This is a genomic window from Streptomyces sp. CB03238 (assembly GCF_002099185.1).
GTDB lineage: Bacteria > Actinomycetota > Actinomycetes > Streptomycetales > Streptomycetaceae > Streptomyces.
On record NZ_NBCN01000012.1, the window covers coordinates 178,162 to 190,323 of the forward strand.

At 70.2% G+C, this 12,162-nt stretch carries 10 protein-coding genes; all 10 read right to left on the reverse strand.

Annotation, left to right across the window (positions count from 1 at the left end; genetic code table 11):
* Positions 1 to 4: 4 nt before the first annotated feature.
* Positions 5 to 853 (reverse strand): poly-gamma-glutamate hydrolase family protein, encoded by an 849-nt coding sequence (locus BKD26_RS23640; protein WP_084901608.1) that lies wholly within the window; start codon positions 851 to 853, stop codon positions 5 to 7.
* 56 nt (positions 854 to 909) lie between these two features.
* Positions 910 to 2,454 carry a PH domain-containing protein gene (locus BKD26_RS23645; RefSeq protein ID WP_084901611.1) on the reverse strand — a complete coding sequence of 515 codons (1,545 nt, stop codon included), beginning with the start codon at positions 2,452 to 2,454 and terminating at the stop codon, positions 910 to 912.
* On the reverse strand, positions 2,451 to 2,951 hold the full coding sequence (locus BKD26_RS23650; protein WP_084901614.1) for a PH domain-containing protein: 501 nt from the start codon (positions 2,949 to 2,951) through the stop codon (positions 2,451 to 2,453). The genes BKD26_RS23645 and BKD26_RS23650 overlap by 4 nt, the downstream gene beginning before the upstream one ends.
* Positions 2,952 to 2,954: 3 nt before the next feature.
* Positions 2,955 to 4,607 carry a glucose-6-phosphate isomerase gene (gene pgi / locus BKD26_RS23655; protein WP_084901761.1) on the reverse strand — a complete coding sequence of 551 codons (1,653 nt, stop codon included), beginning with the start codon at positions 4,605 to 4,607 and terminating at the stop codon, positions 2,955 to 2,957.
* 173 nt (positions 4,608 to 4,780) lie between these two features.
* The gene (locus BKD26_RS23660; protein WP_003957010.1) at positions 4,781 to 5,116 is read right to left on the reverse strand and encodes an RNA polymerase-binding protein RbpA; all 336 of its coding nucleotides are present in this window, start codon (positions 5,114 to 5,116) and stop codon (positions 4,781 to 4,783) included.
* A 110-nt stretch (positions 5,117 to 5,226) separates the two neighbouring features.
* Complete coding sequence (gene secG, locus BKD26_RS23665; protein ID WP_064073089.1) at positions 5,227 to 5,457, reverse strand: preprotein translocase subunit SecG; 231 nt, start codon at positions 5,455 to 5,457, stop codon at positions 5,227 to 5,229.
* Positions 5,458 to 5,614: 157 nt separating this feature from the next.
* Positions 5,615 to 6,391: a triose-phosphate isomerase gene (gene tpiA, locus BKD26_RS23670; protein ID WP_084901616.1), complete on the reverse strand. Its 777-nt coding sequence runs from the start codon at positions 6,389 to 6,391 to the stop codon at positions 5,615 to 5,617.
* Between the two features lie 6 nt (positions 6,392 to 6,397).
* Positions 6,398 to 7,609 (reverse strand): phosphoglycerate kinase, encoded by a 1,212-nt coding sequence (locus BKD26_RS23675; RefSeq protein WP_084901619.1) that lies wholly within the window; start codon positions 7,607 to 7,609, stop codon positions 6,398 to 6,400.
* 113 nt (positions 7,610 to 7,722) lie between these two features.
* Positions 7,723 to 8,727: a type I glyceraldehyde-3-phosphate dehydrogenase gene (gene gap / locus BKD26_RS23680; RefSeq protein ID WP_084901621.1), complete on the reverse strand. Its 1,005-nt coding sequence runs from the start codon at positions 8,725 to 8,727 to the stop codon at positions 7,723 to 7,725.
* 232 nt (positions 8,728 to 8,959) lie between these two features.
* The gene (locus BKD26_RS23685) at positions 8,960 to 11,923 is read right to left on the reverse strand and encodes a M14 family metallopeptidase (RefSeq protein WP_084901624.1); all 2,964 of its coding nucleotides are present in this window, start codon (positions 11,921 to 11,923) and stop codon (positions 8,960 to 8,962) included.
* Positions 11,924 to 12,162 lie beyond the last annotated feature (239 nt).

The window sequence follows — 12,162 nt, forward strand, 5'->3', positions numbered from 1 at the left end:
GGGGTCAGAGGATGACCTGGTCCGCGTCCTTCTCCAGCGTGGCGATCGCGGCCCGGCAGGCCCGGACGAACCGGTCGTAGACCTCCGTGGTGCTGCCGGCCCGCCCCGCGCGGGTGTTGACCGAGAACATCGCGGCCCGCAGCTCGGTGGTGAGTTCCAGCTGGCCGCCCTTGGAGAGCATGGTGCGGTTGCAGGGGTTGTCCGGGTTGACGCCGGCCAGATCGCGGACCTCGGGGTCGTTGCCGTCGCGCCACGCGATCCCGGCCTTGCCGAACTCCGTCTTCAGGAGCGTCTTGAACCGCTCGTTGAGCCCGCCGACGACCACGGCCTGCGGGTTGGCGGTCCCTGCCTGCGCCGCCGTGCAGCCGTGCAGGCTCAGGACGTTGAGGCTGCTGACGGCCATGGATATGGCGACGTGGTCGTCGTTGTTCTTGGCGGTGACGTGCAGTTCCCGGTTGTTGGAGGAACGCAGGCCCTCGAACATCCAGTAGTCGTGCGGCCCGTAGCCGTCCTGGAGCGGTGCGAGGGTGGCGGGGTGGTACCCGGCGATGCCGAGGCACAGCTCGGAGGTGCCGGTCTCGATGCCGCCACCGTGCATGGCCATGATCGTGGTGCGGTGGTAGGGGTATCTCTCGCCGAGGCTGCTGTCGAGGTACTCGTGCCGCTTGTAGCGGCGGGCGAAGTCGGTGCCCTCCTTGCCGGCCAGCTTGGTGTAGAGGTCGGTGTTGGAGGTGTAGAGGTCGAACTCGTCGGTGGCGTACGCCGGGGAGGCGGACACGCCGCCCAGCAGCGGGCCGCTGACGGTAGCGGTGGCGAGGGCAGTGAGGACCGTACGACGGCTGGTGTATGTCATGCCCTCATGATCAACGCACCGGTCGGGCACGGAGACCGCCGACGCTGTGCCGTGCGTCACTGACCCCGCGGTGCGCCACGCTCCAGGAACGGTTCGAGGAGCCCCGGAACCGCCGCGTCCGCGAAGCGGAGGCCCTCGCTCTCGTCCGCGTCGTGGACGTGGTACGCGCCCGCTCCCGCCGCCGTCGTCGCGGTCAGGGTGAGAAGGCCCGCGCGGCGCTGGACGTACGACTGCTTGACCGTCCAGCCGATGACGCCGCCCCGGTGGAGGGCGACGGTGGCGCGGCGGGCGGTGCCGGAGCGGGCCACCAGGTAGCCGCCGCTGGTCCCGTGGCCCAGGCTGCGGTACGCGTCCAGGGCGAGGAACACCGCGAGCGGCAGCAGCACCAGGGCGCCGGCTCCGGCGGCGTACAGCAGGACGTCGGTGAGTACGGCGCCGAGGACGGCGAGGACCACGACGGGCAGCAGCGCGGCCCCCACGCCCCAGCGCAGCCGCCGGGTGCGGGCCGCGCGGGGGTGGGCGGTGAGCGGCGCGCCGGTCGGGGAGACGGCCTCCCGGAGGACCCGCGCGGCCACCTCGTCCGCCACGGCGCGGGGCACGGCGGGCAGCAGCGTCTTGTGGTCGGCGTGCTGGTCCTCCTCGGCCTTGGCGAGCCCGGTGGCGACCGCGTCGACCCTGGCCGCGCGGGTCAGCCGGACGCCGAACGGCTCGACCAGCTCCACGCCGCGCAGTCGCCGCTCCTCGATGGAGAGGGAGCGGGTGGTGAACAGGCCGCGCCGCACCCGCAGCGTGCCGCCCGGCTCGCGCTCCAGCCGGTAGTTCCACCACATCTCGACCCACAGGCCGAGCGCGCCGACGGCGCCCGCGAGCAGGGCGACGACGGCGAGGGTCAGGACGACCCACACGACGGGCGTGTCCCGGAACCGGTCGCCCACCCAGCCGATGACCTCGTCCTGGGCGCCGAACCAGTCGCTGACCTGCATGACGGCGCCCGCCGCCGCGCCGCCGAGCAGCGGGGCGACGAACGACAGGGGGGCGTAACGGATCCAGCGGGGATCCAGGACGGCCAGCTCGCCGTTGCGGTGACCGGCCTCGGCCGGTGCCGGCGGCCGGTCGAGCAGTGCGCGGCGCAGCCGCTCGCCCTCGGCCCTGCTGACCGGGTGGAGCTCCAGCGTGGACTCGCCGCCGCCGGTGTGCTCGCCGGTGCCTATCCGGACCTTCACCAGGCCGAGGAGGCGCAACAGCGGACTGGCCGTCAGATCGACGCTGCGGATGCGTTCCCGGGCGAGCGACCGGCGTTTGACCAGCAGCAGCCCGCTGTGCAGCTCGGCGCGCTCCGGCCCGATGCGGTAGCGCGTGCGGGTCCAGCGCACGTACTCCACCGCCGCCCCGCCCAGCACGAGCGCCACGGCTCCGGCGAGCAGCAGGAGGATGCCGGAACCTCGTCGCGGCCCGTCGCCGAACCAGGCGCCGCCGCTCAGCCCGAACAGCACCGGCACGCAGACACCGCCGGCGACTCCGGCCATGACGAGGGCGGTGACCAGCACGGCCCGCTTGTCGAGCCGCTGCCACCCGTCGCTGTCCGCACCCCGGTCGCTCATGTGGCGTCCCCGGGCGTGGCCTGGGTAATGCGGGTCAGCCGCTCGGCGAGTTCGGCGGCCAGTTCGTGGTCGAGGCCCTCGATCCGGATGGCACCCTTGGCGGAGGCGGTGGTCACGGTGACCGTGGCGAGGCCGAACGCCTGCTCCAGCGGTCCGCGTACGGTGTCCACGGTCTGGATCCGGGACATCGGCGCGATCCGCCACTCCTGCCAGAAGGCGCCGGTCCGGACGTAGACGGCGTCGTCGGTGACCTCCCAGCGGTGGACCCTGAACCACCAGCGGGGGAAGAACGCGGTGCAGGCGAGCCCGGTCACGGCCAGGATCCCGGCGGCCCCCCACAGCCAGGGCCTGGCCGGCCCGATCAGCGCCCCCAGCACGGCCGGCACCACCACGGGCGCGGCGGTCAGCAGCAGCCACTGGGTGCGCCACCAGCCGATGACCCGCTCGTTCAGCGTGTTGTTCGGCGGCCGCAGCCGCACCGCGTCCTCCCCCGTCATCGGTCAGCGTCCCCGCAGCGTCCGGTACCGCTCGGCCAGCGCGGCGGTCGAGCTGTCGAGCTGCTCGCCGCCCTCGCCCTCGGTCAGTACGGGCTCGATCTTCTTGGCCAGCACCTTGCCGAGTTCGACACCCCACTGGTCGAAGGAGTCGATGTTCCAGATGGCGCCCTGGACGAAGACCTTGTGCTCGTACAGCGCGATCAGCTGGCCCAGCACGGACGGGGTCAGCTCGTCGGCGAGGATGGTGGTGGTGGGGTGGTTGCCCCGGAAGGTCTTGTGCGGAACCAGTTCCTCCGCCACGCCTTCGGCCCGTACCTCGTCGGGCGTCTTGCCGAAGGCGAGCGCCTGGGTCTGGGCGAAGAAGTTGGCCATCAGCAGGTCGTGCTGGCCGACCAGCCGGGGCGCCAGGTCGGCGACCGGCCTGGCGAAGCCGATGAAGTCGGCCGGAATGACCTTGGTGCCCTGGTGAATCAACTGGTAGTAGGCGTGCTGCCCGTTCGTACCCGGCGTGCCCCAGACGACCGGGCCGGTCTGCCAGTCCACCGGGTTGCCGTCGCGGTCCACGGACTTGCCGTTGGACTCCATGTCGAGCTGCTGGAGGTACGCCGTGAACTTCGACAGGTAGTGGCTGTAGGGCAGGACGGCGTGGGACTGGGCGTCGAAGAACGCCCCGTACCAGACGCCCAGCAGGCCGAGCAGCAGCGGCGCGTTCTCCTCGGGCGGGGCGGTGCGGAAGTGCTCGTCGACCAGGTGGAAGCCGTCGAGCATCTCCCGGAACCGGTCCGGTCCGATGGCGATCATCAGGGAGAGGCCGATGGCGGAGTCGTACGAGTACCGGCCGCCGACCCAGTCCCAGAACTCGAACATGTTGGCCGTGTCGATGCCGAAGCCCTCGACCTTGCCGGCATTGGTCGACAGGGCCACGAAGTGCTTGGCCACCGCCTCCTGACCGGCGCTCAGCCCGGTGAGGAGCCAGTCGCGGGCGGAGGTGGCGTTGGTGATGGTCTCGATGGTGGTGAACGTCTTGGACGCGATGATGAAGAGCGTCTCGGCCGGGTCCAGGTCCCGGATCGCCTCGTGCAGGTCGGCGCCGTCCACGTTGGAGACGAAACGGAACGTCAGGTTCCGCTGGGTGAAGGAGCGCAGCGCCTCGTACGCCATCGCCGGGCCCAGGTCGGAGCCGCCGATGCCGATGTTGACGATGTTCTTGATGGGCTTGCCGGTGTGACCGGTCCACTCACTGGAGCGGATCCGCTCCGAGAAGGCGGCCATCCTGTCGAGCACCGCGTGCACGCCCGGCACCACGTTCTCGCCGTCGACCTCGGTCACTGCCTCGCGCGGGGCCCGCAGCGCCGTGTGGAGGACCGCCCGGTTCTCGGTGGTGTTGATCTTGTCGCCGCGGAACATGGCGTCCCGCAGCTCGGCCACCCCGGCCGCCGCTGCCAGCTCGCGCAGCAGCCGCAGCGTCTCGTCGGTGACCAGGTGCTTGGAGTAGTCCAGATACAGGTCGCCGACCCGCAGCGTGTATGCGGTGCCGCGCGCCGGGTCGGCGGCGAACAATGCGCGCAGATGCGTCTGCCCCCACTGCTCCCGGTGCTTGCCGAGGGACGTCCACTCGGGCATCCGGTTGAGCCTCGTGCGGCTTTCTGCATTCATCTCGGACATCAGCCCACTTCTTCTCGTACCTGCCTGCTTGCCCCGCTGCCCCTCCAACCTAATTGATCTGGGGCACCGGCGAGGCGACGGCAAGCGCGGACCGAGCATCGGCGATGCCACGCGCAACAAAGCGGGCCCTGTCGGTGGAATTCACCTACAGGGCCCTCGTGTGCTCAGATTTCGCCGCGGAGTTTGGCCAGCGCCTCGGCCAGGATCGCCTCGCCGTCCGCGTCGCTGCGCCGCTCCCGTACATACGCCAGGTGCGTCTTGTACGGTTCGGTGCGCGGCGGGTCCGGCGGGTTGTCCCGGTCCTGGCCGGCCGGGAACCCGCAGCGCGGGCAGTCCCAGGTGTCGGGGACCTGCGCGTCACTCGCGAAGCTCGGCTGCGTCTCGTGCCCGTTCGAGCACCAGAAGGAGATGCGGAGTCGCGGCGCGGACTCGCCCCGCTCGGCCTCCCCCATCGGCCCCGCGCCGACCCGGCTTCCCCGGATCGCGTTGCCACTTGCCACGGTTGTAACTCCCTGCGTGATGGTGCTCGAAGATGCCCCAGTCTACGTAAGGCCCAACGCGCGTCCAGTGATTGGAGTTACACCCCTCCCCGGGACGCGGAACCGAGACGTCAGTTGTCCAGCTTGATCAGGAGAGCAAGTACGACAATGCACGCGAACCACAGCAGACCGACGACCACGGTGATGCGGTCCAGGTTGCGCTCGGCGACCGACGAGCCGCCGACGGACGACTGCATGCCGCCACCGAACATGTCGGAGAGGCCGCCGCCCTTCCCCTTGTGCATCAGCACCAGCAGCATCAGCAGCGCGCTGAAGACGATGAGGGCGATCGAGAACCCCATAACCACGGCTGGACCCTACTTCCTGGCAATTCTCGGATTACACGGACTATCGGACGTCTACGGACGACGGGGGCCCAGGCTCCGATGAAGAGCCTCGGCCCCCGCAAGGGTACGACGATTCCGCCCTACCGCATACTCACCGGTGGGGGGACCCCCCTCACTGGTCGCGGAACCGGACGATCTTGACGAACTCTTCCGCGTCCAGCGCCGCGCCGCCCACCAGGGCGCCGTCCACATCGGGCTGCGCCATGATCGCGGCCACGTTCGAGGCCTTCACGGAGCCGCCGTACTGGATGCGGACCTTGTCGGCCAGCTCCTTGGAGTACAGCTCGGCGAGCCGGCCGCGGATCGCCCCGCAGACCTCCTGGGCGTCCTCGGGCGTGGCGACCTCGCCGGTGCCGATGGCCCACACCGGCTCGTAGGCGATCACGATGGTCTCGGCCTGCTCGGCCGGGATGTCCTTCAGGCCGCCGTCGAGCTGCGCGAGCGTGTAGGAGACCTGGTCACCGGCCTTGCGGATGTCCAGGCCCTCGCCGACGCAGAGGATCGGGACCAGGCCGTTGCGGAAGGCGGCCTGGACCTTGGCGTTGCAGATCTCGTCCGTCTCGGCGTGGTACTGCCGGCGCTCGGAGTGGCCGACGGCGACGTACGCGCACTTCAGCTTGGACAGCATCACGCCGGAGATCTCACCGGTGTACGCACCGGAGTCGTGCGCCGAGATGTCCTGGGCGCCGTACTTGATCTTCAGCTTGTCGCCGTCGACGAGGGTCTGGACGGACCGCAGGTCGGTGAAGGGCGCGAGGACGGCGACCTCGACGGCCTCGTAGTCCTTGTCGGTCAGGGCGAAGGCGAGCTTCTGGACGTGGGCGATGGCCTCGAGGTGGTTGAGGTTCATCTTCCAGTTGCCCGCCATCAGCGGGGTACGGGCGGTCATTGAGGGTCAGTCCTCCAGTGCGGCGAGGCCGGGAAGCGTCTTGCCTTCGAGGTACTCGAGGCTCGCGCCGCCGCCGGTCGAGATGTGGCCGAATGCGTCCTCGTCGAAGCCCAGGATCCGGACGGCCGCGGCGGAGTCGCCACCGCCGACGACCGTGAAGGCCGGGGAGTCGACGAGCGCCTGGGCAACGGCCTTGGTGCCCTCGGCGTAGTCGGGGTGCTCGAAGACGCCCATGGGGCCGTTCCAGAAGACGGTGGCCGCGTCGGCGAGCTTCGATGCGTACAGCTTGCGGGTCTGCGGACCGATGTCCAGACCCTCCTGGTCGGCCGGGATGGCGGTCGAGGCGACCAGGGTCGGGTTGGCCGGGGCCTTGGTCTTCAGGTCCGGGAAGTCGGCCGAGACCAGCACGTCGACGGGGAGCACGAACTCCACGCCCTTCTTCTCGGCCCGCGCCAGGTACTCCAGGCAGACCGGGATCTGGTCCTCCTGGAGCAGCGAGATGCCCACCTCGTGGCCCTTGGCCTTGAGGAAGGTGTACGCCATGCCGCCGCCGATCAGGATGCGGTCGGCCTTCTCCAGCAGGTGGTCGATGACGCCGAGCTTGTCGGAGACCTTGGCACCGCCCAGCACGACGACGTAGGGGCGCTTGACGTCGTCGGTGAGCTTCCTGAGGACGCCGACCTCGGTGGCGATCAGGTAGCCGGCGTAACTCGGCAGCAGGCGCGCCAGGTCGTAGACGGAGGCGTGCTTCCGGTGCACGGCGCCGAAGCCGTCACCGACGTACACGTCCGCGAGGGCGGCGAGGCGGGCGGCGAACTCGGCGCGCTCGGCGTCGTCCTTGGACGTCTCGCCGGCGTTGAAGCGGAGGTTCTCCAGAACAGCCACCTGGCCGTTGTCCAGGCCGGCGACGGCCGAGTGGGCCTCGGAGCCGATGGTGTCGCCGGCGAAGGCGACGGGGCGGCCGAGCAGTTCACCGAGCCGGGAGGCGGCGAACCGCAGCGTGAAGGCGGGGTCCGGCTCGCCCTTGGGGCGGCCGAGGTGCGAGGCCACGACGACCTTGGCACCGGCTCCGGTCAGCGCCTTGATGGTCGGCAGGACGGCGCGGATGCGGCCGTCGTCGGTGATGGTGGTGCCGTCCTGCGGCACGTTGAGGTCGGCGCGGACGAATACCCGCTTGCCCTCGACCCCTTGGCGGAGAAGTTCGTCGATCGTCTTCATCTGTCCTGTTGCTCCTTGGAAATTCCACGCAAGCGACAGGGCTCGTACAGCGCGGCGTTGCGCTGCCCGAGCCCTGTGCTCACATCGAGGTGCCTGCCCTTGTGCCCAATTGCCTAGAGCTGGCCGCCCACGAATACGGTGAGGTCGACGAGGCGGTTCGAGTAGCCCCACTCATTGTCGTACCAGCCGACGACCTTGACCTGCTTGCCCTGGACCATCGTCAGCAGCGAGTCGAAGGTGCAGGAGGCCGGCCAGTTGACGATGTCCGAGGAGACGATCGGGTCCTCGGTGTACTCCAGGATGCCCTTCAGCTGACCCTCGGCGGCCTTCTGGAACGCGGTGTTGACCTCGTCCTTGGTGACCTCGCGGTCGAGCTCCAGGACGAGGTCGGTGACCGATCCGGTCGGGACCGGGACGCGCATGGCGATGCCGTCCAGCTTGCCCTTGAGCTGCGGGAGGACCAGGGCGGTGGCCTTGGCGGCACCGGTCGAGGTCGGAATGATGTTCTCCGCGGCGGCACGGGCGCGGCGGAGGTCCTTGTGCGGGAAGTCCAGGATGCGCTGGTCGTTGGTGTACGCGTGGACCGTCGTCATCATGCCCTTGACGATGCCGAAGTTCTCGTCGAGAACCTTGGCCATCGGCGCCACACAGTTGGTGGTGCAGGAGGCGTTGGAGATGACGTGGTGGTTGGCCGCGTCGTACTTGTCCTGGTTGACACCCATGACGATGGTGATGTCCTCGTCGCTGGCCGGAGCCGAGATGAGGACCTTCTTCGCGCCACCGGCGATGTGCTTCGCGGCGTCGGCCTTCTTGGTGAAGATGCCGGTCGACTCGATGACGATGTCGACGCCCAGCTCGCCCCAGGGGATGTCGGCCGGGTTGCGCTCGGACAGCACCTTGATGGTGTGACCGTCGACGGTGATGGTGTCGGCGGTGTGGCTGACCTCGGCCTTGAGACGACCCAGAATGGTGTCGTACTTCAGGAGGTGCGCCGTGGTCGCGGTGTCACCCAGGTCGTTGACAGCCACGATCTCGATGTCTGCACCCTGCTCCAGCAGCGCGCGGAAGTAGTTACGACCGATGCGGCCAAAGCCGTTGATGCCTACGCGGATCGTCACGAACCGATCTCCTCGTTAGGTACGCCGGTTTTCGACGCCGGCGAGATGTATTGGGATGTCCCCGACCGCTTACGACCCTACCTCCCTCCAGGCGGCGGAGTGACATCGAGCGCACCCGTACGAGCCCGGTGGACCGGGGCCTCTGACCTACTGGACAGTATGGTCCACCGGGGCATTCGTCCGGCTACGGTGCGTCAGCGGGACAGCGCTCATCGGCGCGGTGTCGCGCTCCTCAGTGACGGAGTGCGCCGAGCGCCGTGCCGAGCAGCCGCTTGCGCTGTGCGGGATCGGGTACGTGCTCGAGTCCGAACCCGAGCAGCACGGTGTCGCGGGTGGTGACGGCCGCCCGGGAGTGGAACAGCGCGGGCGACCGGGCCCAGTCGGTGGCGTTGCCCCGGCTGCCGGCCGGCGGGCCGGGAACGCTCCAGGCGCCGAGTGAGGTCTCGAAGCCCTCGCTGTCCCGTGCGCCGCCGGCGGTGACCAGTCTCGTGTCGTCGACGAAGGCGCCCGTCTCGCCGGTGCCGGGGTCGGTGATGTACGAGACGGACAGCTCGACCCGCTGGCCCGCGTAGGCGCTCAGGTCGACGGAGACGGGCTGCCAGCCGCCCGACGTACCGGTGAAGGCGTGCCAGGCGCCGGTGGTGCCGGTGGCGGTGCAGCCGTTGCCGCCGAGGGTCAGGTAGTGGGCGAGGAAGGGGTGCCCGGCGAGGTAGTAGCCCTCGGCGCAGTCGGCCGGGACCTCGCTGGAGGAGCGGCCGTTCGTGTCGGGCAGGGTCGTCCAGTCGTCCTGGCCGACGGTGTGCGCCTCGACGACCACGTTGTCGTAGCCGGGTTCGGTGTCGTGGCTGAGCCGGAACTGGAGCGTGGGCTTCGCCGCGGCGTCCGTGCCGGTCAGGTCGACGGTCCGGGTGAGCCGCATCCAGGCGTTGTCGGTGTGCCGGGCGGCGGCGAAGGTCTCGCCCTCGTACGGCTCGAAGGGTGTGCGTACGCCGGGGTAGTCGCCCGCGGCGGTGCTGTGGAACTGCGGGAACCGGTCCGGGGGGAGGGTGTCGGAGGTGACGGTGTAGGCGCCGGCGCTGTCGAGCGGGTTGCCGGGCGCGTCGCCGAGGGAGGCCTCCGTACCGGCGAAGCGGCCCACGCCCTCGAAGGCGCCGGGTGATGCCATGCCGGAGCGGCGGTAGGCGCCGAGGTAGTACTGGGCGAAGTCGTTGGAGTCGGCGCGGCCGATGTCGACGAGTCCGCCGGAGTTCTCACCGGCGTTGATCAGCGTGCCGCCCTCGTTGAGGTACTCCCGTACGGCGAGGGTGGTGGGTCCGGAGGGTTGGCCCGCGCCGGTGTACCAGACCACGGTGTCGAAGTGGCCGAGCACGCCCAGCGGGTGCGGGGCGCCCTGGGTGGCGACGTCCCAGACGGCGGCCCTGCGGCCGTTGTCCTTCAGCGCCTTGGTGTACGTGGCGGTGTGCCGCACCGGCGCGGTGCCGCCCTCCTCGGCGAGGACGAGCGTGTCGCCGCGCGGGCGTGCCTGGATCGTGTACGTGAAGGGGGTCGAGGAGACGCGCTTGCCGTCGCGGGTGCGGCCGGTGAACCAGACCTCGACGGTGTCACCGGGTTCGCCGTCCTGGACTTCGGCGCGGTACTCGTCGTAGTAGAGGTTGTCCTCGCCGCCGTACGTCTCGCCGCCCTCCCAGGCGTCGAGCCGCTGGTCGTGCGTACGGCCGCCGTTGACGCGGTACTTGAGCTCCTTGTCCCGCAGCGACTTGCGGGCGGTGACGGCGACTTCCTGGTCGTCGCCGTCGTACGCGTAGGACGTGGCGAAGGTGTCGGGGACGAAGGGGGGCGCGTCGGCGCCGACCGGGGAGACCGGGTCGTCGGGGCGGGCGGCGGACTCGGCGACGGCGAGCGCGAACGGGACGTTCTTGGCGAACTCCTGCTGGATCAGTTTCTCGTCGTCGGGGAAGGTGAAGATGGACGCGCAGTCGGCCGGGTCCCAGGCGTCGTTCGGGTCGACGCGGGAGGCGGTGGCGCAGGTGGACATCTCCGGGGTGAACATCTGCATGCCGTTGACGTTGGCCGCGTGTCCGTCGGATTCGCCGTTGGTGGTGTAGAGCTCGGAGGACACCTGCGGGCGGTAGCCGGGGATCGCGGGCTTGGCGGGGGTGCCGGCCAGCGCCTTGAGGGCGACGTCGTCGGGGGTGTCGGTGGCGACCTGCCAGCCGACGCCGTACAGGATCAGCTGGGCGGCGGAGTGGTAGTTGATGCCGTACTGGAATCCGATCCGCTTCTGGAAGGCGTCCAGCGCCTTCGTCTCGGGCTCGGACATCGGGCCGGTGCCGCGGTAGGTCTCGCCGGCGGGGTCGGGCGACGAACCCTCGTCGTCGTAGCCCCACTTGTAGGAGAAGTTGCGGTTGAGGTCGACGCCGTCGCCGGGTGCGATCTTCCCGTCACCGTTGTTGTCGCGGAGGTTCTTGCGCCACTGCCGGTTGGCGGGGGCGGCGTGGGTGTGGTCGTAGCCGTCGGGGTTGGCGGAGAGCACGAACCACAGCTCGGTGGTGTCGACGATCTTCGTGATGCGCGGGTCCTTGCCGTAGCCGGCCAGGTAGTGGTGGAGCAGCCGCCGGTTCATCTCGGGCGTGATCCACTCGCGGGCGTGCTGGTTGGAGAGGTAGAGGGTGGCCGGCTTGGAGCCGTCCTTGTACTTCTTGGCGCCCTTGGTCAGCTTGAGGGCGAGGATGTCCTGGCCCTTGACCGTCCTGCCGATGCTGATGACCTTGGTGAGGTCCCGGTTGGCGCGGGCGGTCGCCAGGATCTCCCCCTTGAGCCCGCCCTTTCCGCCGTACGGCCGGAACACGCCGTCGCCCGCGGCCGCGACGCGCTTCTCGGCGGCCTTGGTGAGGTCGTGCTCGGTGACCCCGACACCCTTGTCGCGCAGCGCCTCGGCCTGCCGGCCGGTGAGGTACAACTCGACGGTGGCGGTGCCCTTCTCGGGCACCTGCTCGCTCAGCTCGTGGCCGTCGGTCCCGGCGTCGAGCAGGAGCGGGATCTGCTCCTTGCTCACCTTCGCGTGCCACACGGAGAGGCTGTCGCCGTCCCCGTTGCCCGTGTCGTCCGTCTGCTCCGCCCCGGCGACGGGTGCCGCCACCAGTCCGGCCATCAGCAGTGAAGCCGCGGCGAGGATCGATCTCGCGCTACGTCTCATGTGCCCCCCTTGCTGTTGTCTGCCACGAAAGTGGACAGGCGCCAGGCTCATGACTCTTCATGATCATGTCAATACCGCCGGGGGCGGTCCGGCCACGTCGCCGGTACGGGGACGGGCAGCGGGGCGGTGCCGGTAGGGGGTGCGGCGGTACCGGACGGGGGCGGGGGCGGTACGGGGCGGGCGTAGGGCGGAGGCGGGGCCGGTACGGGGCGGGGGCGGGGCCGGGCGGGGGCGGTACG

Bases quoted from the DNA above. Each gene is read 5' to 3' on its own strand.
- BKD26_RS23650 (WP_084901614.1), bottom strand. From the start codon at position 2,951: ATGACGGGGGAGGACGCGGTGCGGCTGCGGCCGCCGAACAACACGCTG.
- secG (WP_064073089.1), bottom strand. From the start codon at position 5,457: ATGGGGTTCTCGATCGCCCTCATCGTCTTCAGCGCGCTGCTGATGCTG.
- tpiA (WP_084901616.1), bottom strand. From the start codon at position 6,391: ATGACCGCCCGTACCCCGCTGATGGCGGGCAACTGGAAGATGAACCTC.
- BKD26_RS23675 (WP_084901619.1), bottom strand. From the start codon at position 7,609: ATGAAGACGATCGACGAACTTCTCCGCCAAGGGGTCGAGGGCAAGCGG.
- BKD26_RS23640 (WP_084901608.1), bottom strand. From the start codon at position 853: ATGACATACACCAGCCGTCGTACGGTCCTCACTGCCCTCGCCACCGCT.
- pgi (WP_084901761.1), bottom strand. From the start codon at position 4,607: ATGAATGCAGAAAGCCGCACGAGGCTCAACCGGATGCCCGAGTGGACG.
- BKD26_RS23685 (WP_084901624.1), bottom strand. From the start codon at position 11,923: ATGAGACGTAGCGCGAGATCGATCCTCGCCGCGGCTTCACTGCTGATG.
- BKD26_RS23645 (WP_084901611.1), bottom strand. From the start codon at position 2,454: ATGAGCGACCGGGGTGCGGACAGCGACGGGTGGCAGCGGCTCGACAAG.